Here is a 23,695-nt window from a genome sequence, read left to right as displayed (position 1 = left end):
GCTGAATAAGGATTGAATCATGCAAATCCAGGTCAACAGCAGCAACCATATCGAAGGCAACATCCGTCTCAACGAGTGGGTCCGCAGTACGCTGGAAGCCACACTCGAACGTTACGAGGAAGACCTCACCCGCATCGAGGTGCACCTGCGCGACGAGAACGGCGCCAAGCCCGGGCCGCATGACAAACGCTGCCAGATGGAGGCTCGCCCCAAAGGCCATCAACCGATTTCCGTGACCCACACCGCGACCTCGCTGGACCAGGCGGTCGACGGTGCTGCCAGCAAATTGAACAATGCGCTGGAACACTTCTACGGCAAACTGCGCAGCAAGCGTGGCGTACTGGAACTGAGTGACCCTGACGCCTGAGCTTTGCCAGTCGCGTTCACTTGAAAATGCCAGGGCCGCTCTGCGGCCCTTTCCGACCGCTCCGGCGCCCCGGCAAGGCCGCTCCTGCACCGACCGCGTGATGCACCTGTAAACAGGGCATGCGCGGACCTTGTAGGCGCGGCCTTGTGTCGCGATGGGCCGCAAAGCGGCCCCAATACCTACCTCTGCCATTAAACCAGGTCAGTTTTTGACCGCCTGCAGCAAAGGCTGTGGAAAGAGGTTTTCCAGGGTTTCCAGCAACCGCGCGTGGTAGATGGGCTTGCGGAAGAAGTCCAGCACCTGCAGGCGCAGCAGGTCGCTGACGTCATCCATGCTGGCATGCCCCGACATGACGATCACTGGCAGGTGCTGGCGGAAGGTGTGATCGCGCAGGCGCTTGACCAGGCCCATCCCGCTTTCTTCCGGCATACGCAGGTCAGTGATCACCAGGGCAACGTCCGGGTGGCGGGTGAGCACTTGCAGGGCCGCTTTCACCGAGCCTGCGGTATGGCAGTAGTAGCCTTCGTTTTCCAAGAGTTCGGCCAGCTCGAGCAGGTGCTCTTCCTCGTCATCGACCAAAAGAATCTGCTGACGCGAGGAAGAGTTCTGCATGGGTGGCTCCTGTTCACCTGATTCGATGCTGGTGTTACTCACGGTTGAGCGTGGGTACTAAAGGATCCCGGATATCTTGGTGAACATGGCGGAGATCTGGCCCGAGATGGGGGTGACGAACGCCGCCAGCGCTACCGCCACCATCGCCGCGATAACCGCGTACTCGATACCGGACGCCCCGTCCTTGCGGTGCAGGAAGTTCTTGCAGTGAAGAGTGATCTTGTTCAGCAGCATGACCCAGCTCCTTGCGGCGACAGCGCCGGCGTTAATGGTGTCAAAGTGACGCCTATTTGCCATCAAAGGATCGCCAAGCCTGCGGCGTCTGCAAATGTAAAAAAGTATTAGTCGGCCAGTATTAGCCGGAAAGTATTAGCCCTGAAGAATCCCTTTAACCGGCTGTATTTATTAGGTTTGCAGCACCGCTTGAAAAATTTCCGCCGGCCTCATGGCGAAGAGTAAGGGTTGAGCTACCGTCCAATAGCGAAATAGTAACTTTTTGCCACTACTCGATCCGCGCAGGGAGGCCAGAGATGAGCAGTCGCTTGACCATGGTTCTGGCTGCGCTATTCCTGCTGGGGGCACTGCTGGCCGGCTATTGGGGGTTTGTATTGAGCCGCCCTGTCGCGCCGCCTGTACCCGTCGCCAGCGAAGTCGACCAGCCCACCGCCGTGATCGCACCGCCTGCCCCGCAACCGCCGGAGCCTCAGCGCTCCCCCCTGGTGGTGCTGCGCAAGGCTCTCCCCGCCAATACGCCAGTGACCGAAGACGACGTGGTAGTCGAGCGCCTGCAGGTGGTGCCCGCCGGGGGCTTCCAGGCTATCGAACAGGTGCTGGGACGCACCAGCACCCGGCCCCTGGCAGCAGGCAGCTGGCTCGACGCGTCCAGCTTCGAGGCTGGCGGGCCGCTGTCGCGGATGATCCGCGTGCACGAGCGCGCGGTTGCCGTGGGCGTGGACGACGTGGTCGGTGCTGCGGGGCAAATGCACCCGGGCGATTATGTCGACGTGCTGCTGTTCCTGCGTGAAGAGGCCAACAACCCGCAGTCCTCGGCCCAGGTGGTGTTACCTGCCCTGCGTGTGCTCAGCGTCGGCGAGCAGATGGGCCTGGCCAATGACGGGCGCCCGGCGCAAACCGCCGAAGAACAAAAGGCCCGCCGCGAGCAGGCCACTTCAAACAACCTTGGCTCCACTACCCGCACCGTAGTCCTGGCCGTGCCCGAAGCCTTGGCCAGCCGGCTGATGCTGGCGGCCCAGGTGGGCTCCCTGCGCCTGGCCGTGCGCAGTGCCGACGAACAGCGCCTGGCCCGCTACTGGGCTGAGGCAGATAGCCAACCGCAGGTAGAGAGCATCAAGCGTGAACTCTACCGGTTCAGCCAATTGTCCCAGTCGCCGCTGGCCAATACCGCCCAGGCGCCTGCCGTGGCGAGCATGCAGATCATTCGTGGGGCGCAGGCCGCCGACGCCAACAAGACACCCTGACAAGGCAAGGATGCAGTATGCGTAGTTCCGAGCGTTGCAGTTCAAGACGATTCTTCAGCCCTGCGTGCCTGGCCCTGCTCACGGCGGCGCTGCTGCCACAGGCCGATGCCGCCAGCAAAGGCTGCGAAGCCTTCAGCCAGTTGCCCTCGGTCATCGAAATGGACCAAGGGCTGCAACAGGAGCTACGCCTGCCGTTGACGATCACCCGGGCCGCCGTCGGCGACCCCAAGGTCGCCGATGTGCAGGCCAGCGGTGACCGCGCCGTGCTGGTGACCGCCGTGAGCCAGGGCAATACTACCCTCATGCTGTGGACAGCCTGCGCCCCTGCCCCGCACCGGGCCATGCTGTTCGTCAAGGGCCAGGCCAGTGCCGACATGGCCGAACACAGCCTGCCGCCCTCGCTCGACCCTCAGTTGCCTAGCCAGGTACAGGCCGACATCCGCTTCGTCGAAGTGCGCCGCACCAAGTACAAGGAGGCCGGCGCGCGGCTGTTCTTCAGCGGCTCGAACAACAGCCTGATCGGCTCGCCGGGCACCGTGCCGGGTACCTCGGTGACCCCTGGTGCAGTGCCGATCGTGCCACCCTTGATTCCACTCGACGACGGCGTCTTCAACATCGTCTGGGGTGGCGGCAGCAGCCGCTTCCTGGCCGCCATCAACGCACTGGAGAACAGCGGCTTCGCCTACACCCTGGCGCGGCCCAGCCTTACCGTGCTCAGCGGCCTGACGGCAAGTTTCCTGGCCGGTGGCGAAATCCCCATCCCGGTCCCCAGCTCCGGCAGCGACAACGTCTCGATCGAGTACAAGGAATTCGGCGTACGCCTGGCCCTGACCCCGACCGTGATCAGCCGCGACCGCATCACCCTGAAGGTCGCCCCTGAAGTCAGCGAACTCGACTACACCAATGCGGTGACCATCGCCGGCACGCGGGTACCGGGCCTGAGCGTGCGGCGCACCGACACCAGTATTTCCCTGGCCGATGGCGAGAGCTTCATCATCAGTGGCCTGGTCGGCAACAACACCCGCTCGGCCGTGGACAAACTCCCAGGGCTGGGCAACCTGCCGATTCTGGGTGCGTTCTTCCGGCAGTCGGCACTGGTGCGCGAAGAAACCGAGCTGCTGATGATCGTCACCCCGCACCTGGTCCAACCCCTCGCCGCCAATGCCCGCCTGCCGCAACTGCCGGGCGAAGGGCTGCGCACCTATGACCCAAGCTGGGGCCGGCTGTTCTTCCTGGAAAACGGCAACTTCGATGGCCGCAACGGGTTATCACAATGAACGAGATCCTCAACCAGACCTTCCTGGCCATTACCCGCAACGAAGAAGACCTGCAATGGCTGCAGAGCGCGCTGGCCCCCCAGGGCCAGGTGATCGGCGCCAATGCCGGCAGCCTCGACGAACTGCTGGCGCTGGTCAACGCCACGTTCAGTACCCTGGTGTTCATTGGCCTGGACCGCGAGCAACTGGTCACTCAGTGCGCGCTGATCGAGGGCGTGCTGGAAGCCAAGCCGATGCTGGCGATCGTCGCCCTCGGCGATGGCCTGGACAACCAGCTGGTGCTGCATGCCATGCGCGCCGGTGCCCGCGATTTCGTCGCCTATGGCTCGCGCGCCAGTGAAGTGGCCGGGCTGGTACGGCGCCTGGGCAAGCGCATGCCGACCGTTACCAGCAACCCCAGCCTGGGCGGGCTGACCGTGGTGTATGGGGTGCAATCAGGTGCCGATGGCGCGTTGCTGACCACGCACCTGGCGCGGGTGGTGCAGGAAAGCGGCCAACAGACCCTGCTGCTCGACCTGGGCATGCCGCGCGGCGACAGCCTGGCCCTGCTCGGGCTGGAGGCGTCGTTCTATTTCGGCGATGCCTTGCGCCACCTGCGCCGGCTCGACACCACGCTGATCGACAGTGCCTTCACCCGCGACAAGAAAGGCCTGGGCCTGCTGACCTGCGCGGTGAACGACGAGCCGCTGCACCTGACCAGCCCTGCCGAGCTGTACATGCTGCTCAGTGCCCTGCGTCAGCATTTCCAGCACATTGTCGTGAACCTGACCGGGCATGCCGACAGCGAAGCGCTGCGCACCATCGTCAGCCACTGCGACAAGCTCATCGTCTACACCGACCAGAACATCATCGATTGCCGGCGCAACCTGGAAGTGCTTGAGCTGTGGCGTGACCATGGCATCAAGCTGGAGCATGCCAGCCTGCTGGTCGACCGTTACCTGAACAACGTCGCCCCCGACGCCGACAGCCTGGCCAAGCGCTATGCCCTGCCGCTGCTCAAGGTCTTGCCCGACAGCCCCGAGGTGCGGCTGAACGTCAAGAACCAGGGCCTGAGCCTGTTCGAACTGGCCCCACGGGAAAACTTGACCCAGGCGCTGCGCAGCCTGGGTGAACGCCTGGCGCTGCGTTCGGAAAACCTCCCGCCACCGGCCTTCACCTGGCTACGCCGGCTGTGGGGCAGCAAATGAACGGCGACCTGCCTTTCGGCGGCCACCAGCACAGCGCGAGCGACCCCTATGCGCTCAAACGCGCGCTGCACCGCTTCGCCATCGACGCCATCGAGGACAGTGGCCGCAACTTGCTGGAAGGCGCGCGCCCGGCACTGACCCAGTTCGTGCTGGAGCAGGTCGGCGATTACGTCGCGCGTCTGCGCCTGGCCTTGTCCCGCTACGAAATGGAGCGCCTGGCAGAAGAACTGGTCGATGAGCTGACCGGCTTCGGGCCGCTGGAGGTGCTGCTGCGTGACGCCAGCGTTACCGAAATCCTGGTCAACGGCCCGCACCGGGTATTCGTGGAACGCGCCGGGCAGTTGCAGCAGACCGACCTTCGTTTCATCGACGCTCACCACGTCGAGCGCGTCATGCAGCGCATTCTCGCCCCGCTCGGGCGGCGCCTGGACGAGTCGTCGCCGATGGTGGATGCACGCCTGCCCGATGGCAGCCGGGTCAACGCGATCATTCCGCCGGTGGCGCTGGATGGCCCGTGCCTGTCAATCCGCAAGTTCCGCCAGGACATGCTCAAGAGTGCCGACCTGCTGGCCACCCGCGCCATCGACCAGCACATCTTCGACTTCCTCGAGCGCGCGGTTGGCCGGCGCTGCAACATCCTGGTCAGCGGCGGCACGGGCACCGGCAAGACCACCTTGCTCAATATCCTCAGCCAGATGATCGCCCCGCGCGAGCGCCTGGTTACCATCGAGGACGTCGCCGAACTGCAGCTGAACCACCCCCACGTGGTACGCCTGGAAACCCGCCCGCCGAATGCCGAGGGGCACGGCGAGATCAAGGCCAGCGAGCTGATCCGCAACGCCCTGCGCATGCGCCCGGACCGCATCATCCTGGGCGAGATCCGCGGCACCGAAGTACTCGATGTGCTCACTGCGATGAACACCGGCCACGATGGCTCGATGAGCACGGTGCACGCCAACACCGCGCAGGATGCGCTGCTGCGCCTGGAAACCCTGGTCGGCCTGAGCGGGCGACAGATCGCCGAAAAGACCTTGCGGCAGATGATCTGCGCGGCGCTGGACGTGGTCATCCAGTTGACTCGCCTGCCCGATGGCCGGCGCTGCGTCAGTGAAGTACTGGAGGTGGTCGGCGTACGCGACGACGTGTACGTGACCAACACCTTGTTCCGCCTCGACCGCCGCGGCGGCGACGTGTTCCTGCGTGAAGCGCCCAACCCTGCTGGCAGCAAGCTGCGCAATGAAGGTGTGCTGTGATCGGGCCCGTGCTGCTGGCGCTGTCGCCGTTGTTGCTGGGCGTGTCGCTGATGCTGTTTCGCCTGGGGCTGTACAAGCGCAGCGAACAGCGGGTTCTCCAGCGCCTGGGGCGATCCTTCCAGGTGGTACGCAACGGCAACGTACGGCGCGACTGGCTCGACCCGTTGTTGCAGCGTGCCGGGCTTGGCGCCGCCGAGTGGCAACCGCGGCGCTGGCTGCTGGCCTGGTTCGGCCTGGTGCTGCTGGCGCTGCTCGCCTCCGGCTGGGTGGCCGCGCTGATGATGCTGGTGAGCCTGCCGCTGCTCGGTTATTTCACCCTCAGCTGGCTGTACCGGCAGCGCGTGCGGCAGCTGGTCGAACAATTGCCTGCACTGCTGGATTACAGCGTGCGTAGCCTCAAAGCCGGCCGCACCCTCAACGACGCCGTGCTCGGCGGCATCGACAGCACCCGCGAACCGTTGCGCTCGACCATGACCCGGGTGCGGCGCAACGTGCAGCTGGGGGTACCGCTGGATGATGCCGTGAACGAACTGGCCGAGCTGTATGGCCAGGACGAACTGCGGTTGTTCGCCCTGGGGTTGCGCATCAACCGGCGCTACGGCGGCAACACCAGCGAGCTGCTGGAGAACCTGATCAAGCTGATCCGCGAGCGCGAACAAGGCAGCCGCCAGCTCAAGGCCATGACCGGCGAAACCCGCATCACCGCCATAGTGCTCGGCGCCTTGCCGCTGTGCATGGCCGGTTACTTCCTGATGGCCAACCCGCGCTACCTGCTGGCCATGTGGCAAGACAGCGCCGGGCAGATGATGCTGCTGGTGGCTTTCGCCCTGCAGGCGCTTGGCTGCCTGGTGCTGTGGCGCATGATGAGGAGCTTGTGACCATGGCCCTGCTGCTGTGCGCCCTGTGCCTTTTGATCGCGGCCACCCTGCTTGGCCTGCAGGCCGCTCGCCAGTTGCGCGCCCGTTACCTGGTCGCCCGCCGGCTGCAGGGCCGCCTGGCACGCAATGAACGCCTGGGGGATTGGCTGCACTGGCTGGGCAGCAGCCCACTGGGGCAGCGCTTGCAGAAGCTCGACGGTGAAACCCAGGCCTTGCTCGACCGCGTCGGCTGGCGCCGCAGCCGTCAGCGCGCGCTGTTCGCTGCCGTACAACTGGGGCTGCCGCTGGTGGCGCTGCTGCTGACCTTGATCTTGCAGCAAGGCGTGATGGGCGGTGACGCGGTGCACTGGCTGATCTGGCCGCTGTGCGCACTGGGGGCCTGCTACCTGCTGCCAAAGCGCTTGCTGGCGGTGGCCGCCACGCGCCGCCAGCAACGCATCGCGTTGGAAGTGAGCCTGCTGATTCCACTGCTGCGCATCCTCTTCGAAACCGGCCTTGCCGTCGAGCAGGCGCTGCGCGTGCTGAGCCAGGAAGGCCGAGCGTTGGTGCCGGAGATCAGCGACGAGCTGCGCCAGGTGCTGCAACGGGTGGACTCGGGCCTGGCGCTGGGGCCCGAGCTGGAGAAGACCGCACGCGTTCTGGCGGTGGACGAGTTCATCGATACCTGCGTGATTCTCCAGCAGTTGCTGGTGCAGGGCAGTGGCGCGATGAAGTCGCTGCTGGCGCTCAAGGACTTGCTGGACGACCGGCGCCTGACGCGGATGCAGGAACGGGTTTCGAAAATGTCGGCAAAGATGTCAGCCGTGATGATGGTATTCCTCTTCCCGGCGTTGCTCATTGTTTTGGCTGGGCCGGGGTTTTCCGCTTTGGCGCGGGCCTTGGGCCCCTAGGGAGTGATGGATGAAAGCAATGCTGTTGTTGACCAGCCTGGTACTGCTGGCCGGTTGCGCCGGGCACCCGCCGGAGGGGCTCGGGCAACTGTTCGGTACCCCCAGTTGCGGCAAGCCTGACGCCGACCAGCAATTGGCGCTGAACCTGGCAGACGAGATGCTCAACGACGGGCGCCCGCACGCCAGCCTCGCGCACCTGCAGCAGTTGCCAGACGCCCTCGACCAGGTACGCCTGCGCAAGGCCAGGGTCTCGCGCCTGCTCGGGCTCGGCGAGGCCGAACCGCTGTACCGTAGCCTGCTCGGCGGCTGCCTTGCCGCCGAGGGAGAGCATGGCCTCGGGCAACTTGCCTCGGCCCGGGGTGACGATGTACAGGCCTTGCAGAATCTGCAGCGGGCGGTGCGCCTTGCCCCCACCGACGAGCGGGTGCGCAACGACCTGGGCGTGGTGCTGATGAGCCTGGGCCGGTACGAACAGGCGCGGTTCGAATTCCTCACCGCCATGGAACTCAAGGATGACAACCCGCTGCCAGCCGTCAACCTGGTGACCCTTTCGCTGCTGCAAGACAACTGGCAGCAAGCGACTGACCTGGTCGGCCGGCTGCGGCTGAAACCTGTGCAGTTTGCCGAAGCCCAGGCCCGCGCCAGCCAGATAAAGGCCAACGGGCGTGGGCCGATTGCCTCGGCCAGTGGCACCGGTGTAATGGTCAACTGAGGGAAAGGAGAAGGTCATGATCAGGTATGTGATGCTGATGGCCTGCTGCGCCAGCGTATCGATGGTGTCGGCCGATGACACCCCACGCCAGCCACGCGAAGCGCTGACGGCCACTGAAGCGCTGCTGCGGGTGCAGTCCAGCGGCGAGCAGGCTTCGCCCCGCTTGCAGGTACAAACGGCGCGCGAGCGCGACCTGTCCAAGCAGCGATGGCTGGAAACCTACAAGTACGCCATCCCGGATTTCTACCGCTGGACCAAGGTGACCGAGTCGAACAACTGACACCCCATGCATCACTGAAGGCAGGCGCTGGTCAGCAGAAAACCCGCCAGCACACAGGGCGCGAACGGCTGTTTTTCACCCGCGCGCCCTGCCCCGCGCCCCAGCAACCGCCGCACCAGCGCCCATACCAGCAACGCCGCTCCGGCCCCGATGAACGTGCCGAGCAGGTAATCCTGGCTGGTGGCCAAAGCCAGTGCAGCGAGCAACTTGACGTCGCCGGCACCAAAGCGTCCGAGCACGTAGCCAGGTAGCGTGAGCAGCAGCACGATAGCCAGTGCCCAGCCAGCATCGGTGGCCTGGGCACCGACCCAGGTACGCCCGGTAAACGCCAGCCACGCCAGGGCACAGGCGGCGACGCCCAGGGTCAGGACGTTGGAAATCTGCCGTTCGCGGACATCTTGTCCGCTGCACAAGGCAAGCCATGCTAGCAGGGCAATGCTGGATATTGGCAATTGGCCATCCCTGTTCGTCGAACGGTTCTATGCTGTCAGTCAGGACTCATCGTCAGGGTAGACGCAATCATGCAAGCAGGCCCGGCAGCACGGCAAAAAGGCGCGGCAGCCCTGGAGTTCGTCGCCGTCTTCATGATCTTTTTCACGGTGTTCTACGGCCTGGTCAGCTACACCTTGCCGATGCTCATGCTGCAGTCGTTCAACCAGGCCAGCAGCGAGGCGGTACGCCGCTGCGTCGCCCTCGACCCGAACAGCGCGAGCTATGCCACCGATGTACAAACCCTTGCCCGCAGCGTGATAAGCCAGCAGCTGGCCTGGATGCCCGCCGCGCTCGACTTTCGCCCAGCCAGCGATGCGCAGGTAACCCTCGGTGCAAACAAGGTCCTCACCGTGACGATCAGTTATCCGAAAGCGAAATTGATCAATGTATTGCCACTGCTGGTGGTCCCGCTGATTGGCGAGGTGCCGCGTTTGCCCGCGACCCTGCGCGCTGAAGCGAGCCTGCAGCTGTGAGCGGCCTGTTCGAGCGCTGGCGTGGCAGCCACGCCGCAGAGCCGGCAACCGACCTGCCGCAAAGCGTCGGCCTGCAGGTGTGGCTGGATGATCAAGGGCAGGTGCTGCGGCTGTCCGGGCCGTTGCGCACGGTGCTGGCCGTGCCCAGTCAGGCGCGCCCCCGGGTGCATGATTACCTGTACCGGCACAGCTGGCTGGTGCTCGAAGGCGTGCCCGCCGACTGGCAAGGGCAAGCCCTGGATCTGGACTTTCATACCGTGCACGGCCAGGCCCTGCACACCCGCGGCTGGCTGCAACGGCAGGCTGTCGGCTGGCTGCTGCAGCTGTTCGATATCGGCGACCTGCTGCGCCAGGGCGATCGGCAGGAGCAATGGCTGACCGTGCGCCACCTGGCCGGCGACATGGGCCAGGCCGTGCGTGACTGCAGCGAAGAATGGCTGGCGCAGACCACCGCCGAGCAACTGCAAGGCCTGGCCGAGCACTGGCATGCAGGGTCGGTGCGCCTGCTGCTGGCGGACGAATCAGGCTGGCGTACCTACGCCTGCAGCGAGGGCGACTGGCCCTGGGCCGATGACGAACGCCTGCAACCCTGGCTGCAGGCGTTGCCACCCCGCTTCCACCAGGTGCAGGCAAACTCGGCGCAATGGCGGGCATCGTGTGCAGGGTTGCCGTTGTTGCTCTTGCCGTACAGCCACGGCCATGCCACTCAGGCCTGGTTGCTCTGTGCGGGCGCACGCTTGCCCCCTGCACCAGAGGCAGCCCAGGCGCTGCTGCAAGCCTTGCTCGAACCCTTGCTGGCCCGCCTTCGCCAGTACCAGCTGCAGCAACGCTCGCACCACCTCGACGAACTGCAGCAGCAACTGGGCGCAGGCTGGTGGGAGTGGCCCGTGCAAGGCCCCCTGCATTTCGACCCGGCCCTGGCCGCAAGCCTTGGCCTGCCGTGCGAGGTCAGCATCGAGCAATGGTTGTCGCGCCTGCACCCGGCTGACCGCGAGGCTGCGCACATGGCCCTGGAGCAACTGCGCGATGGCGTTGCCCTGAGCCTCAGCCTGCGGCTGCTCGAAGCCGACAGCGTGGCCACCCCGCGCTGGTTGCACTGGGTCGGGCAGCGGCATGGCCGGCAGGCGCGCGGTTTTCTGCTCGACATCAGCGCGCTGAAGGCCCAGGAGCTTCAAGCCGGGGCCGCCCGCGCGCGGCTGGAGAACCTGATCGCCAGTTCACCTGCGGTGATCTACATCCAGCGCTATGCCGACGGTGCGCTGCACAGCGAGTTTTTCAGCGCCAGCCTGGCGCCGATGCTGGGCTGGCCCAAGGACAGCGAACTGTCGCGCCAGCCAGGCCAGGCGGTGCACCCGGATGACCGCCTGATCTGGCTCGAACGCACACGCACGCTGCTGCGCGAGGGCCAGGTACGCAGCCGTTATCGCCTGCGTGACCACCTGGGCGGCTACCACTGGGTACTGGACGAAGCCCGCCTGCTGCGTGATGACCTCGGCCAACCCGTCGAGGTGGTCGGCCTGTGGCTGGATGTCAGCGAAGCGACCGAAGCCGCCGAACGTGTGCGCCAGAGCGAGGAGCGTTACCGGGTGCTGGTTGAAGACTCACCGGCGATGATCTGCCGCTACACCCCGGACCTGCAGCTGCTGTTCGGCAACCGGCCGCTCGCCGAACAGTTGGAGTGCGCGCCGGAACAGCTGATCGAGATGAACCTGGGCCAGTGGATGTCCGACAGCCAGCGCCTGGCGTTCGTGCAGCGCCTGGCGGCGCTGACCCCACAGCAGCCATTGAGCAGCGCCGAGGTCTGCCTGCAACTGCCGGGGCGCAGGCATGCATGGTGGGTATGGGCCGAGCGTGGGCTGTTCGATGAACACGGGCAACTGCTGGAAGTGCAGGCGGTGGGGCGCGACAACACGCAGGTACGGCACAGCCAGCAGCAACTGCTGCAAGGCGCCAAGATGGCCACCCTGGGCGAACTGGCAACCGGGCTGGTGCATGAAATCAACCAACCGCTGAATGTGATGCGGCTGGCCGTGGCCAATACCCTCAAGCGCCTGCAAAGCGGTGAGGCCGACATCGAATACCTGACAGGCAAGCTGCAGCGCATCGACGCCCAGGTCGAGCGTACTGCACGCCTGGTCGAGCACCTGCGCACCTATGGGCGCCGCTCTGAAGTCGAACGCCAGGCCTTTGCGGCATGGGTTGCGGTGGACGGCGCAGTGGCGCTGCTGGCCGAAGGGTTGCGCGGCAAGGGGCTGGCCTTGCAGATAGAGGAACCGGACCTGTGCCCGGAAGTACTGGGCCATGAAGACCAGCTGGAACAGGTGCTGATCAACCTGATGGTCAATGCCCGGGACGCCTTGCTCGAACGGCAGGTTGCCAACCCGCGGATCCGTGTGACCCAGCACATCGAGCCAGGGCAACTGTGCCTGCTGGTGGAAGACAACGCCGGCGGCATCGACCCGCGCCTGCTCGAGCGCCTCTTCGAGCCATTCTTCACCACCAAACCCGCCGGCGTGGGTACCGGGCTCGGGCTGTCGGTCAGCCACGCTATCGTCGAGGCCATGGGCGGCAGGTTGGAGGTAGTCAACGGCACAGAGGGCGCGTGTTTTCGGGTGCTGCTGCCGGTCTACAGCACCAACTGAGCGCGGCCGTTGGAGCAACTGAGGTTGGCGCCGACCTCGGCGTTGACCAGGTCGATGCCTAGCACTTTCAACAGCACGTTCAGTATCGGGTCGATCAGCGGGCTGAGCAGGCCTTTGATCAACGGGTCGAGAATACCTTTGACCGCGGTGAGCACGTTGCCGACGATCACCAGGACGTCGCCCAGACCGCTGTTGACGGTAGGTTTGAAAGCCTGCAACTGGACGCCCAGCAAGGTGTCGCTGAGGCTGCCAACCACGTTGTCGTTGATCGTGCGCATGCTCAGGTAGGCGGCGGGCTGGCCGATGTTCGGTGGCTCACTGCTGGGTGCCTGGAACACCAGCGAGTGCTCCAAGGGGCCGCTGCCCAGCAACTTGCTGTCGACCCGCAAACCCAGGCCGCCGCCGGCGTAAGGTATGCGCGCCTCGCAGGTGCCGAGGATCAGCAGCTTGGTACAGCGCTTGGTGCCGATGTCGATCAATGGCAACGCCTTGACCGCGGTAGTACCGGTGGTGAAGAACGCCGTGGTGGACTCGAAACGCCCCACCGCAAGCTTGGCCGCAGAGCTTTGCGCCCGGGTGGTCAAGCGCTTGGGCGAGCAACTGAAGGTATCGGAAGACAGCGGGTCGAGGCGCGTCGTGGCTTCGGCGACCTCCAGGCCGATGTCCAGCTGGAGTTTGTCGGGGACCAGCATGATATCGGTCACCGTGCACGGCACCCCCAGCAGGCAGAGCACCGATTCCAGGGTCGATGCCAGGTTGAGGCTGAGCAGGTTGTTGAGCACGTTGGTCAGGGGCGAGACCAGGTCGAGCACGGCGTTGACCAGCCCGAAGATGGTGTTCAGCAACGGCAGGTCGAGCGAAATCATCGCCCGCACCTGCGCAGTGTGCACGCGCAGTTCATCCGTGCGTGGGTCGCCCACGGCCGAAATCTGTTGCGGCTCGATCACCTTCAGGCGCACCCGGCCATTGACCAGGCCCAGCACGCTGAGCGGCAGATCGGCATTGGCAGCGCTCTGGCTGGCCGCCAGCTGGATCACGCCCTGCACCAGCTGCAGCAACTGGATGCTGGCATCCAGGCCGGCTTGGGCGGTGCCGTTCTGGATATCGAGGATGTCGCCCAGGTTCAGCAGTGTGCCGTTGCTGGTACCCAACGCCAGTTTGCCCAGGTTGGTCACCACATCGACGGCAGCGCCGCTCTGCTGCAGTACCTTGACCGCGGCCTGCAGCAGTTGCGTGGCAGTGGCGTCGGCCTTGAGCAACTGCTGGTAGTCACCCACCTGCAATTTCAGGTCGACGGCCAGCTGGTCGAGATAACTGAGCAGGTTGATGTTGGTGGCGGCGATCCCTTTCCAGCCGGCCAGGTCGAGCTGCACGCTGCCGCCCAGGGCACCGAGCAAGGCATTGAGCAACACTGACTGGCGCGAATCGACCGTGGCCAGCGTGGTGCGAATGCTCAGCATGGCCTGCGGCGGCAACGGTTTCGACGCCACCGCGTGGGCGTGCAAGGTGGTGGTCAGGGGCACGCCGCTGCCCTGGACCAGGGTATAGAGACCGCCGGCGATGCTGGTGGTGACGGTGTTGCTGACGTCCACCCTGATCGCTTCGCTGCGGGTGTTGTCGCTGGTGAAGGTGCGCAGGCTGTTGGCGCCGGTCTGCAGATAACCGCAGCTGGCCACCAACGGGTCGTCGGCTGCATGGCCGTTACGGGTGGCGGCAACCCGCGCGATGGCCGTGGCCTGGGGGCCGCTGCCGCTGCACAAGGCGTATTGGCCGGCGGCTTCCAGCGCCGCCATGTCGGCAATGCGTTGCAACTTGCGCTGTTCGAGGTAAAGCCGGCCGCTGTCGAGCACCACCAGCAGGAACAACAGGGCCATGGCCAAGGTGGTCACGGCCATCAGGCCGATCGCGCCCCGTTGGCGGGTTGCGGACGAGGGGACCACGCGCACTCCTTTGCAGGCCTCAGGCCAGCCTTCGCGGCTTCGGTCACAGGAGTGTAGTCACGATAGTGGCTAATTGCCTTGCCCGGTCGTGCATGGCACGGTCGATCAATGGCCGTGAACCAACCCGACGGTTGCCCGGTCAACTTCTGCAGTCAATCTTTGCAGACCCCGACCATGAACAACCCCTTCGAACAGATCAGCGCCGCTTTCGCCCCCGAGTACCGGGTAAACCTGAGCATCGAACGCCTCGATGGCAGCATCATGCTCACCCTGTCCGACGATGCCGGCGCGGTCGCCAAGCGCCTGATCAGCCAGGCTCAGCGCAATGACCCGGTGCGCCTGCAGCGGGTCATCGACAGCATTCGCCTGGGCCTGGCCATCGAACTGGGGCAGAACCCCTTGCAGGTTCTGGCCGCACTGACCCGCGAAGCGGCCCCTGAGGCACGACCGTTTGCGCTAGCCGGCGTGGCCAACTGAGTTATCAGCCCAGCGTCACCAGCATTCGCCCGATTTCACGCTCCAGGTCAGACAGGCTCACGCCCCCTGCCCGGTGCGCGGGGTCGAACGTATGCGGTTTGTGAAACAGGCCAAACAGGCCCTGGTCGTAGGTCGGTTCCTGGTTTTGTTTCAGCCAGTACAGAGACTCCTCCACCAGGGAACGGCTAGCGACCACTTCGAGCTCGATGACATCGGCGACTTCGGTGACATGCACCTCATCGGGGTCAAGCCTCAGCGCGTATTTGAGATGGGCATGTACTTTTTCCGCTGTAATACTCATGGCTGTTCTCCTTGGGCGCCCATCGACCGCAACCGAGTGTCACGATGCTCCCCTGAGCGCCAGCCAGGATTCAACAGCAGCCAAGGCAGACCTTGGCGCTAGATAGGTAGCCCCTTACTTGCCGTCTTCCACTTCCTTGCCGTTGGCGTCCAGCACCTTGGTCGAGGGGTAGCGGTACGAGGCGTAGCGCACCACCAGGATCGAAAACGCCAGCAGCAGGATGCCACCGCACAGGTACAGCAGGCCTTCATCCGGCGCCTTGTGGTGCGAGACATCGCCGATCAGCAGGCGGGTCAGCGCGGTGATCGCCACGTACAACAGGAAGCGGATCGGCATGTGGTTGGTCTTGAAGTAGATACCGACCATCGCCCCGAGCTCCAGGTAGATGAACAGCAGCAGGATGTCATCGACACTGATCCCGCCCTTGCCGAGCATGTCCAGGAACGTCACCACCGCCGCGTAGGCGGTAATCGCGCCGATGCCGAACAGGGCGAGGTAGTGGAATGCCTCGACGCACAGATTGCCCAGCGAGTCGGCCGAGCCATGCAGGCCCTTGCGCAGCTTTTCCGCCCATTTGATGTTCACGATATCCAGCTCCCCGATACGACCTGAAGGATGATGCGTCACCTGTGTGACGCTTGTGTCATGCAGTTAAAGGGCCAGGCCCCTGCCTTGGAAGGCGACCGATTGCCGCAAGGCACCTGTGGGCTACGCTTTTTTGCGGCAACGCTTGATTCAGAGGTGCCATTGCCATTACTGTATGCGCATACAGTAATCGATCAACCAACCGCAAAAAGGCACAGAGGTGATGAATGGCCGTCGAAGTGGTGTACCGCAGCAGCCGCGACCCGGAGCGCTTGTTCATGGATAAGGCCGAAGCAGACCGTCACGACAAGATGCTCGAGCTGGCCGAACGCCTGGCCGAGGTGTTGCAGAAGGCGGTGCCTTCATTGACCGAACAGCAGGTCGAAGAAGCCGGTATTTACATGGCCAAGAACCGTGACGTGTTTGCCCGGGCGTTCAAGAGCCAGCCGGATGCGTTGGCAGAATTGCTGGATGGCAGTGCTGCAGAGTGATTTCGGGGGACTTTGCAGGGGTTACATTGCGTGTTCGCGCAGGTAAATCACAAGGCCCGCTAGCGCTCATCGTATAACAACCGCTCCGCCAGCATCTGCGCCACCCTGGCCGGTGAGCGCTTTTCGGCCTGGGCGTGGGCATACACTTCGGTCAGCCGCTCGGGGATCCGCGCCAGTTGCGCAGTGATGGTGCTCAGCTCTTCGCCGCGGTGTTTCATCGCCACGTAGATCAACCCACCCGCATTGATCACGTAATCCGGCGCATAGAGAATGCCGCGGTTTTCCAGCTGGTCAGCCACCTGCAAGGTGGTGAGCTGGTTGTTCGCCGCGCCAGCCACCGCAGCACAACGCAGCTGCATCACCGTCTGGCCATTTAGCACCGGCCCCACGCCACACGGCGAGAAAATATCGCAGGGCGTGCTGATCAAGGCATCGTTGGTGACCGGGTGAGCATTGAACTGCTCCACCGCCAACCGTACCCGGCCTGGGTCCAGGTCACTCACCAATAGCTCGGCACCGGCTGCATACAACTGCTCGGCCAGGGCATAGCCGACGTTGCCCAAGCCTTGTACCGCCACGCGCAAGCCCTTGAGGTCGCTGCTGCCCAGGCGGGCCAGGCAGGTGGCACGGATGCCGGCGAACACCCCCATGGCCGCATGCGGTGAAGGGTCACCGGATGCCGTGGTGCTGGTGACATGCGGCGTGCTCTGGGCGATGCAGTCCATGTCCAGGGTCGAGGTGCCGCTGTCCACGGCAATGATGAACCGCCCTTGCAAGGTATCGATGAAGCGGCCGAACGCCTCGAACAACGCCGCACGGTTTTCCACATGCGGGTTGCGCATGATCACGGCCTTGCCGCCGCCCAGCGCCAACCCGGCCAGCGCCGCTTTGTAACTCATGCCCTGGGCCAGGCGAATGGCATCGGCCATGGCGCTTTCGTCATCGGCATACGGCAGGTAGCGGCAGCCACCCAGCGCCGGGCCGCGGATTTCGCTATGAATCGCCACCACGGCCTTGAGGCCAGTCTTCGGGTCGGTGAAGAGGTGCAGCGATTGGGTGCGGGTGCTTTGCATCAGCGCGAACATCGGCGGGCTCCCCTGCGAGGTGCTCCTACCAGTATAGGCATCGGCTTACGCCCCACAGGGCGACCGGACCACTGGACGAATCACGGCGTCAGGGCTATTACTCAAACGTATGTGGAGATGCCCCAATGAACCCACGCCAAGCCTGCCTGGCCTGCCTGGAACGCGAGCCGGTCGCCCTGCTGGAAGCCGCCTTGTGGATTGCCGTCGAGCACGATCGGAAGGTCGAGCCCGCAGCCAGCCTTGCCACCGTGAATCATCTGCACAGTGAAATCAGCGCCAGCCTGCCAATGTTGCCACTGGCAGAATTGGCTCAACCCCTGCTGCGCCAGCTCAATACGTTGGGTTTCCAGCAAGACGAATACCACCCCCTGCGCCCGCAGGCGGCGCTGCTGGACAAGGTGCTGCAACGCCGTCGTGGCCAGCCTCTGGCCCTGGCGATCATCACGCTGGAACTGGCCCGGCGCTTGTCCATTCCACTGGAAGGCGTGGCCTTCCCTGGCCATTTCCTGCTACGAGTACCCGGCGCCGATCACCTGCTTGACCCTTGCGGCGGCCGACGCTTGTACCCCAATGATTGCCGCGAGCTACTCGCCCGCCAGTTCGGCCCGCATGTGCCGCTCACGGCCGAGCACCTGCGCGCGGCCAGCCCGACGCAGATGCTGCAACGTCTCTCGCGCAACCTTCGCCAACTGCACATCAGTAACGACAACCACCTGGCGGCGCTGATCGACGCCGAACGGGTCATGCAGCTAGGCCCGGTGCAGGTCAGCGACTACATGACCCGCGCATCGCTCTACCAGCACCTCGATTGCCCGCAGGCCGAACGCTTCGACCTGGAGCATGCCCTGCTGCTGACCGACGACCCGGTGCAACGGCTGAAGCTGTCCGAACGGATCGGCAAGCTACCGCAGGCCAACCGTTCGATTCACTGAGCCGGGGTATCCACCTGGCAAGCAGGGTGCGCTTGGCTGAACGCGGGGTGCCCGGCAGCCAGCGCCGCTACTCGGCGAATACGCGGATACCCGCCAAGGTCGATGTTGAAGCGCTCGGCCGCATACAGCTGCGGGATCAGGTAGACATCCGCCAGCCCCGGCGCCTCACCGAAGCAGAAGCCCTGGTCACCGATCAGTTGCTCCACGGCCGCCAGGCCTTGGCCGACCCAGTGAGCAACCCACTGATTGACCTGTGCCTCGTCGTGGCCAAGCTGGCGCAGCTGGTTGAGCACGCTGACGTTGTGCAGCGGATGAATATCGCAACCGATGATCGCCGCCACCCCGCGCACCTTGGCCCGTGCCGCAGCGCCAGCGGGCAGCAGCGCAGGCTGTGGATAAACCTCTTCCAGGTACTCGATGATCGCCGGTGACTGCACCAGCAACTCGGCATCATCGGTGCGCAGGGCCGGTACGCGGCCCTGTGGGTTCACGGCAACATAGGCCCCAGCACGCTGCTCGCCCTTGAGCAGGTTGACCGGCAGCGCCTGGTAACCCAGGCCCTTGAGTGCCAGGGCGATGCGCACCCGGTAGGACGAGGTGGAACGGTAATAGGTATACAGCTCCATGGCCCTGCTCCCTCAGTTGGCGGCGATGACCTTGCCGCGGCACTCACCAAAGCCGATGCTGGCCACCCCATCGCGCTGGCAACGCGCCCGCAGGATGATTTCATCGCCGTCCTCGAGGAACTTGCGCACCTCGCCACTGGCCAGCTCGACCGGTTGCTTGCCGCCCTCGGTGATCTCCAGCAGGCTGCCGTACGAATCGGCAGTGGGGCCGGACAGCGTACCCGAGCCGAACAGGTCGCCTGGCTGCAGCTGGCAACCGTTGACGCTGTGGTGGGCGATCAACTGCGCCACGGTCCAGTACATGTTGAGGGTGTTGCTCAGTGCCAGGCGGTGGGCCGGCAAGCCTTGCTCACGCATGCGCTCGGTGAGCAGCAGCACCTCCAGTTCGATATCAAAGGCGCCTTTAGCCTGGTCACGCGGGTCCAGCAGATACGGCAGCGGTTGCGGGTCACCTTCCGGGCGCGCCGGCTGGGCGCAGCGGAACGGCTCCAGCGCCTCGGCGGTCACCACCCAAGGTGACAGCGTGGTGATGAAGCTTTTCGACAGGAACGGCCCCAGCGGCTGGTATTCCCAGGCCTGGATATCGCGCGCAGACCAGTCGTTGAGCAGGCACAGGCCAGCCAGGTGCTGGTCGGCTTCGGCGATTGGAATCGCCTGGCCGATGTCATTGCCCTGGGCGATCCAGATGCCCAGCTCCAGCTCGTAATCCAGGCGCGCACACGGGCCGAAGCTCGGTTCAGTGTGGCCGGCCGGCAGCGTCTGGCCCTTGGGGCGGCGCACATCGGTACCCGACGGGCGCAGTGTCGAGGCCCGGCCGTGGTAGCCGATCGGCACGTATTTGTAGTTGGGCAGCAGCGGGTTGTCGGGGCGGAACAGCTTGCCCACGTTGGTGGCGTGCTGGATGCCCACGTAGAAATCGGTGTAGTCGCCGACCTTGGCTGGCAGGTGCAGCTGGCAATCACTGGCCGGATACAACGCGGCCTTGAGCTGGGCCTGGTGCTCGCCATGCTCGCCCAACAGCGCCAGCAACCGCTCGCGCAGGGCTACACGGGCATTGCGGCCGAGGGCGAAGAAGGCGTTCAAGGCGCCACCGCGGGTGGCCTCGACGGCGGCCTTTGCCTGGCCTTCGAACAAGCCGGCAGCCAGCACGGCCTCCAGGTCGAGAATCGCATCGCCGATAGCGACACCGCAGCGCAGCGTTTCACCCGGCCGGCTGAAAATACCCAGTGGCAGGTTCTGCAATGGGAAGTCGCTGTGCCCGTTGGCGTGTTCGACCCAACTGCGGGCAATGGCGGACTGGTTCATGGGTTATCTCCGGTTCGGGTTGAAGGTGCTCGGCAAGGTGGCCCAGCAACTGTCGTAGTCGGCCTGCAATTGCGGGCACTCGAGGGCCTGCTGGCTCGGGCGCAGCACCTGGCTGGTTTCGAACATGAAGGCCATGGTGTCGTCGATCTTGTGGGGTGCCAGGTCGGCGGCAATGGCCTTCTCGCAGGTTTCGGCGTCGGGCCCGTGGGCACTCATCACCCCGTGCAGCGAGGCGCCACCCGGCAGGAAGCCTTCCGCCTTGGCATCGTAGGCACCGCTGATCAGGCCCATGAACTCGTTCATCAGGTTGCGGTGGAACCACGGTGGACGGAAGGTGTTCTCGGCGACCATCCAGCGTGGCGGGAAGATCACGAAGTCCATGTTGGCCAGGCCGTGCACGCTGGTTGGCGAAGTCAGCACGGTGAAGATCGACGGGTCTGGGTGGTCGAAGCTGACGGTGCCGATCGTGTTGAAACGGCGCAGGTCATATTTGTAGGGCACATTGCTGCCGTGCCAGGCCACCACGTCCAGCGGCGAGTGCTGCAGCTCGCAGGCCCAGTGCTCGCCAAGGAACTTCTGCACCAGTTGCACCGGGCCTTCGGCCTCCTCGTAGTGCGCAACGGGGGTCAGGAAGTCACGCGGGTTGGCCAGGCCGTTGCTGCCGATAGGGCCCAGGTCCGGCAGGCGCAGCGGCGCGCCATGGTTCTCGGCGATGTAGCCACGGGCCTGGCCATCGAGCAGTTCGACGCGAAACTTCATGCCGCGCGGAATCACGGCAATTTCCAGCGGCTCGACAGTCATTACCCCAAGTTCGGTGGCAATGCGCAGGCGGCCTTGTTCCGGTACCAGCAGCAGTTCACCGTCGGCGTTGAAGAACACCCGCTCCATCGAACGGTTGGCGCTGTAGATGAAGATGCTGACGCCTGCCGGTTTTTCCGCGGCGGCGTTGGCCACCATCGGTAACCACCCCTCGATGAAATCGGTTGGCTCGACGGGGAGCGGTTGTGGGCTCCAGCGCAGGCGGTTGGGGGTGACCGCACCCAAAGGCACGCTCAACGGCTGGCGCCCCAGGCGCTCGAAGCGCGGGTGCAGCGCCGATGGGCGAATGCGGTACAACCAGGTGCGGCGCAGCTCGCTGCGCGCCATGGTGAACGCCGTGCCCGACAGCAGCTCGGCATACAGGCCATAAGGGGCCTTCTGCGGTGAGTTCTGCCCGATGGGCAAGGCCCCAGGCAGTGCTTCGCTGGCGAATTCGTTGCCGAAGCCGCTCAGGTACTGAAGGTCGGGCGACGCGTCGCGGTTCATCGATGCCTCCGGATTTTGTTTTTATCGTAATCAGATTACGAATAACGTAATTTGCTCCGTGCAGGGCGTCAAGCTATAAAGGCGCGACTCGAAAAAACCGGAAAAATCTTCGCCATGGCCAAAGCCAGCTCCCCCACCGACACCGGCAAGCAGAAGGTCCGCTCGGCGGAAGTCGGCACCGACATCCTCAAGGCCCTCGCCGAACTCTCGCCCTCGACGTCGCTGTCGCGCCTGGCCGAGCACGTGCAGATGCCCGCGAGCAAGGTGCACCGCTACCTGCAGGCACTGATCGCCAGTGGCTTTGCCGAACAGGATGCGGCCACCAACCACTACGGGCTGGGGCGCGAGGCACTGCGGGTGGGGCTGGCGGCCCTGGGCAGTATCGATGTGTTGAAAGTGGCAGCGATGCCGCTGTCACAACTGCGTGATGAACTCAACGAAAGCTGCTTCATCGCCGTGTGGGGCAATCAGGGGGCGACGGTGGTGAGCATCGAACCCGCCGTGCGCGCGGTCACGGTGGTGACCCAGATTGGTTCAGTACTGCCGCTGCTTAGCTCATCCACCGGGCTGGTGTTCGCCGCCTATTTGCCCGAGCGCGAAACCCTGGAGCTGCGTGACAAGGAGCTGAGCGTGCTGCAGCACAGCGCCAGTGACTACGACACCTTGCTGACCGGCATTCGCAAACGCGGCCTGCACCATGTGCATGGCCTGCTGATGCCGGGGGTGGATGCACTGTCGGCACCGGTGTTCAACGCCCTGGGGCAGATCGCGGCGGTGATGACCGTGGTCGGGCCGACGTCGATCTTCCATGCCGATGAACATGGGCCGGCGGCGCAGCGCCTGCTGGCGGCGGCGCAAGAGACCAGCTGGCGTATGGGCCACTCGCCGAAGGCTTGAACGGCGCTGCGGCACTATTGCCCGAAACGTAAAGGTGAATGTCACAAGCCGCTATTTTTCCCACCGGATCAAGCGCTTATTCTTGACTCACTGGCCGGCATGAAGGGCAACTACCCCCCCAGCCCTTCAGGCCCGCGAGGTTTACCGACGTTGATTTTGAAGCTCCTTGATCTAACGTCTCGATTGGCCGCTGCCTTTGCAGCGGCCTTTTTTATGCTCTGAAATCAATCACTCCTGTGGATACTTCTGCAGGTTCGCCATCATCTGCTGCAAAGCCTGAACGTTGTCCTGCGGGTGCACCGCATGCGCGAAATCACCGATCTGCGCCCAGCTTTCCGCCACCTGCTCGGGGGTGAAACCTTCGCGGGGGTCGAAGCCGACGCCCAGGCTGCGCTCCCACCGTACCTTGCCCACCCAGCCTCCACCGACCTCGAACAGCTGCCCGCTGTCCTGGCACTGCTCGCTGCCCAGGTAAACCACCAGCGGGCTGACCAGCTCGGGCTTGAGGCGTTCGAACACCTGTGGCGGGATCAACCCTTCGGTCATGCGCGTGCCTCCGGTGGGTGCGATGGCATTGACCAGCACGCCGTACTTGCGCCCTTCAATGGCCAAGGTGCGGGTCAGGCCATACAAGCCCAGCTTGGCCATGCCGTAGTTGGCCTGGCCGAAGTTGCCGTAGATACCTGAAGTGGAAGCAGTGAAAATCACCCGCCCCCAGCTTTGCTCGCGCAGGTGCGGCCAAGCGGCGCGGGTTACCTTGAAGGCGCCTTCGACGTGCACCTGGTAAACCTGGTCCCAATCACTGTCGTCCATCTTGTGGAAGGTCTTGTCGCGCAGAATCCCGGCATTGTTCACCAGCACATCGACCCGGCCGAAGCTGTCCAGGGCCTGTTCGACGATACGTGCACCGTCACTGACCGAATCGTGATTGGCCACCGCCGTGCCACCTGCAGCGCGGATCTCCTCGACCACCCGATCGGCCGCCGAAGCGCTGGCGCCTTCACCGTGGCTGGAACCGCCAAGGTCGTTGACCACCACCTTGGCGCCACGCGCGGCAAACAGCAGCGCATGGGCGCGCCCCAGGCCACCACCGGCCCCCGTGACGATCACCACACGGTCTTGCAGACGTACCGGCTCGCTCATGCTCATGGCTCCAGGTCAGGTTGAAGACGTCGAGTGTCCGCCAGCCCCTGCCGGCGGACAATCAAGC

At 64.6% G+C, this 23,695-nt stretch carries 26 protein-coding genes; 15 read left to right on the top strand and 11 right to left on the bottom strand.

Going from position 1 to position 23,695, the window contains the following annotated elements; genetic code table 11:
- Positions 1-19 precede the first annotated feature (19 nt).
- Positions 20-367, top strand: a complete 348-nt coding sequence (locus tag ABEH27_RS12930; protein ID WP_016395445.1) for an HPF/RaiA family ribosome-associated protein — start codon at positions 20-22, stop codon at positions 365-367.
- Positions 368-568: 201 nt separating this feature from the next.
- Here the strand turns inward: ABEH27_RS12930 and ABEH27_RS12925 are convergent, their stop codons facing one another.
- Both ABEH27_RS12925 and ABEH27_RS12920 read right to left on the bottom strand, forming a co-directional pair.
- Entirely contained in the window at positions 569-979 is a 411-nt protein-coding gene (locus ABEH27_RS12925; protein WP_346613961.1) for a response regulator, read from the bottom strand.
- Between the two features lie 57 nt (positions 980-1,036).
- Complete coding sequence (locus ABEH27_RS12920) at positions 1,037-1,213, bottom strand: Flp family type IVb pilin (RefSeq protein ID WP_346613960.1); 177 nt, start codon at positions 1,211-1,213, stop codon at positions 1,037-1,039.
- 296 nt (positions 1,214-1,509) lie between these two features.
- Between ABEH27_RS12920 and cpaB the strand changes: the two genes are divergently transcribed.
- From cpaB to ABEH27_RS12880, 8 genes are all read left to right on the top strand, one after another.
- The gene (cpaB, locus tag ABEH27_RS12915) at positions 1,510-2,457 is read left to right on the top strand and encodes a Flp pilus assembly protein CpaB (protein WP_346613959.1); all 948 of its coding nucleotides are present in this window, start codon (positions 1,510-1,512) and stop codon (positions 2,455-2,457) included.
- Positions 2,458-2,474: 17 nt separating this feature from the next.
- The gene (locus ABEH27_RS12910) at positions 2,475-3,734 is read left to right on the top strand and encodes a type II and III secretion system protein family protein (RefSeq protein WP_346613958.1); all 1,260 of its coding nucleotides are present in this window, start codon (positions 2,475-2,477) and stop codon (positions 3,732-3,734) included.
- Positions 3,731-4,921 (top strand): pilus assembly protein, encoded by a 1,191-nt coding sequence (locus tag ABEH27_RS12905; RefSeq protein WP_346613957.1) that lies wholly within the window; start codon positions 3,731-3,733, stop codon positions 4,919-4,921. The genes ABEH27_RS12910 and ABEH27_RS12905 overlap by 4 nt, the downstream gene beginning before the upstream one ends.
- Positions 4,918-6,174: a CpaF family protein gene (locus ABEH27_RS12900; protein ID WP_346613956.1), complete on the top strand. Its 1,257-nt coding sequence runs from the start codon at positions 4,918-4,920 to the stop codon at positions 6,172-6,174. Before ABEH27_RS12905 ends, ABEH27_RS12900 begins: the two co-directional genes overlap by 4 nt.
- On the top strand, positions 6,171-7,052 hold the full coding sequence (locus tag ABEH27_RS12895; protein ID WP_346613955.1) for a type II secretion system F family protein: 882 nt from the start codon (positions 6,171-6,173) through the stop codon (positions 7,050-7,052). The genes ABEH27_RS12900 and ABEH27_RS12895 overlap by 4 nt, the downstream gene beginning before the upstream one ends.
- A 2-nt stretch (positions 7,053-7,054) precedes the next feature.
- A complete protein-coding gene (locus ABEH27_RS12890) occupies positions 7,055-7,942 on the top strand; it encodes a type II secretion system F family protein (RefSeq protein WP_346613954.1) in 888 nt (295 codons plus the stop codon).
- A 10-nt stretch (positions 7,943-7,952) separates the two neighbouring features.
- The gene (locus ABEH27_RS12885; RefSeq protein WP_346613953.1) at positions 7,953-8,654 is read left to right on the top strand and encodes a tetratricopeptide repeat protein; all 702 of its coding nucleotides are present in this window, start codon (positions 7,953-7,955) and stop codon (positions 8,652-8,654) included.
- Positions 8,655-8,715: 61 nt separating this feature from the next.
- A complete protein-coding gene (locus ABEH27_RS12880) occupies positions 8,716-8,934 on the top strand; it encodes a DUF3613 domain-containing protein (RefSeq protein WP_346614063.1) in 219 nt (72 codons plus the stop codon).
- A gap of 11 nt (positions 8,935-8,945) precedes the next feature.
- Here the strand turns inward: ABEH27_RS12880 and ABEH27_RS12875 are convergent, their stop codons facing one another.
- The gene (locus ABEH27_RS12875) at positions 8,946-9,380 is read right to left on the bottom strand and encodes an A24 family peptidase (RefSeq protein WP_346614062.1); all 435 of its coding nucleotides are present in this window, start codon (positions 9,378-9,380) and stop codon (positions 8,946-8,948) included.
- Positions 9,381-9,455: 75 nt separating this feature from the next.
- Here ABEH27_RS12875 and ABEH27_RS12870 point away from each other — a divergent pair, with 75 nt between their 5' ends.
- The gene (locus ABEH27_RS12870; RefSeq protein WP_346613952.1) at positions 9,456-9,899 is read left to right on the top strand and encodes a TadE/TadG family type IV pilus assembly protein; all 444 of its coding nucleotides are present in this window, start codon (positions 9,456-9,458) and stop codon (positions 9,897-9,899) included.
- Positions 9,896-12,541: an ATP-binding protein gene (locus ABEH27_RS12865; protein ID WP_346613951.1), complete on the top strand. Its 2,646-nt coding sequence runs from the start codon at positions 9,896-9,898 to the stop codon at positions 12,539-12,541. Before ABEH27_RS12870 ends, ABEH27_RS12865 begins: the two co-directional genes overlap by 4 nt.
- On the opposite strand, the gene ABEH27_RS12860 is transcribed toward ABEH27_RS12865, so the two are convergent.
- The gene (locus ABEH27_RS12860; RefSeq protein ID WP_346613950.1) at positions 12,526-14,481 is read right to left on the bottom strand and encodes a pilus assembly protein TadG-related protein; all 1,956 of its coding nucleotides are present in this window, start codon (positions 14,479-14,481) and stop codon (positions 12,526-12,528) included. The genes ABEH27_RS12865 and ABEH27_RS12860 overlap by 16 nt on opposite strands.
- A gap of 174 nt (positions 14,482-14,655) precedes the next feature.
- On the opposite strand from ABEH27_RS12860, the gene ABEH27_RS12855 reads away from it, so the two are divergent.
- A complete protein-coding gene (locus ABEH27_RS12855) occupies positions 14,656-14,958 on the top strand; it encodes a DUF3509 domain-containing protein (protein WP_346613949.1) in 303 nt (100 codons plus the stop codon).
- 4 nt (positions 14,959-14,962) lie between these two features.
- Here the strand turns inward: ABEH27_RS12855 and ABEH27_RS12850 are convergent, their stop codons facing one another.
- Together ABEH27_RS12850 and ABEH27_RS12845 are read right to left on the bottom strand one after the other, a co-directional pair.
- Positions 14,963-15,259 (bottom strand): hypothetical protein, encoded by a 297-nt coding sequence (locus tag ABEH27_RS12850; protein WP_346613948.1) that lies wholly within the window; start codon positions 15,257-15,259, stop codon positions 14,963-14,965.
- Positions 15,260-15,373: 114 nt separating this feature from the next.
- Positions 15,374-15,844, bottom strand: coding sequence for a phosphate-starvation-inducible PsiE family protein (locus tag ABEH27_RS12845; RefSeq protein WP_346613947.1), 471 nt, complete (start codon positions 15,842-15,844; stop codon positions 15,374-15,376).
- 227 nt (positions 15,845-16,071) lie between these two features.
- Here ABEH27_RS12845 and ABEH27_RS12840 point away from each other — a divergent pair, with 227 nt between their 5' ends.
- Positions 16,072-16,335, top strand: a complete 264-nt coding sequence (locus ABEH27_RS12840) for a YebG family protein (protein ID WP_346613946.1) — start codon at positions 16,072-16,074, stop codon at positions 16,333-16,335.
- A gap of 59 nt (positions 16,336-16,394) precedes the next feature.
- On the opposite strand, the gene ABEH27_RS12835 is transcribed toward ABEH27_RS12840, so the two are convergent.
- Positions 16,395-17,420 (bottom strand): Glu/Leu/Phe/Val dehydrogenase dimerization domain-containing protein, encoded by a 1,026-nt coding sequence (locus ABEH27_RS12835; RefSeq protein ID WP_346613945.1) that lies wholly within the window; start codon positions 17,418-17,420, stop codon positions 16,395-16,397.
- A 125-nt stretch (positions 17,421-17,545) separates the two neighbouring features.
- Between ABEH27_RS12835 and ABEH27_RS12830 the strand changes: the two genes are divergently transcribed.
- Positions 17,546-18,352 carry a tetratricopeptide repeat protein gene (locus ABEH27_RS12830; RefSeq protein ID WP_346613944.1) on the top strand — a complete coding sequence of 269 codons (807 nt, stop codon included), beginning with the start codon at positions 17,546-17,548 and terminating at the stop codon, positions 18,350-18,352.
- On the opposite strand, the gene maiA is transcribed toward ABEH27_RS12830, so the two are convergent.
- Genes maiA through hmgA form a run of 3 tightly spaced genes read right to left on the bottom strand, consistent with a single transcriptional unit; the run spans position 18,346 to position 21,588 of the window.
- Complete coding sequence (gene maiA, locus ABEH27_RS12825; RefSeq protein ID WP_346613943.1) at positions 18,346-18,978, bottom strand: maleylacetoacetate isomerase; 633 nt, start codon at positions 18,976-18,978, stop codon at positions 18,346-18,348. The genes ABEH27_RS12830 and maiA overlap by 7 nt on opposite strands.
- A 12-nt stretch (positions 18,979-18,990) precedes the next feature.
- Positions 18,991-20,283: a fumarylacetoacetase gene (fahA, locus tag ABEH27_RS12820; RefSeq protein ID WP_346613942.1), complete on the bottom strand. Its 1,293-nt coding sequence runs from the start codon at positions 20,281-20,283 to the stop codon at positions 18,991-18,993.
- Positions 20,284-20,286: 3 nt separating this feature from the next.
- Positions 20,287-21,588, bottom strand: a complete 1,302-nt coding sequence (gene hmgA, locus ABEH27_RS12815; RefSeq protein ID WP_346613941.1) for a homogentisate 1,2-dioxygenase — start codon at positions 21,586-21,588, stop codon at positions 20,287-20,289.
- A 114-nt stretch (positions 21,589-21,702) separates the two neighbouring features.
- On the opposite strand from hmgA, the gene ABEH27_RS12810 reads away from it, so the two are divergent.
- Positions 21,703-22,485, top strand: a complete 783-nt coding sequence (locus ABEH27_RS12810) for an IclR family transcriptional regulator (protein WP_346613940.1) — start codon at positions 21,703-21,705, stop codon at positions 22,483-22,485.
- Between the two features lie 228 nt (positions 22,486-22,713).
- Here the strand turns inward: ABEH27_RS12810 and ABEH27_RS12805 are convergent, their stop codons facing one another.
- The gene (locus ABEH27_RS12805; protein ID WP_346613939.1) at positions 22,714-23,628 is read right to left on the bottom strand and encodes an SDR family oxidoreductase; all 915 of its coding nucleotides are present in this window, start codon (positions 23,626-23,628) and stop codon (positions 22,714-22,716) included.
- Positions 23,629-23,695 lie beyond the last annotated feature (67 nt).

The sequence above is a fragment of the Pseudomonas sp. P39-UII1 genome (assembly GCF_039672635.1).
Lineage (GTDB): Bacteria > Pseudomonadota > Gammaproteobacteria > Pseudomonadales > Pseudomonadaceae > Aquipseudomonas.
Note: the sequence above shows the minus strand (reverse complement) of the source record. Positions and strands in the feature narration are given on the sequence as shown.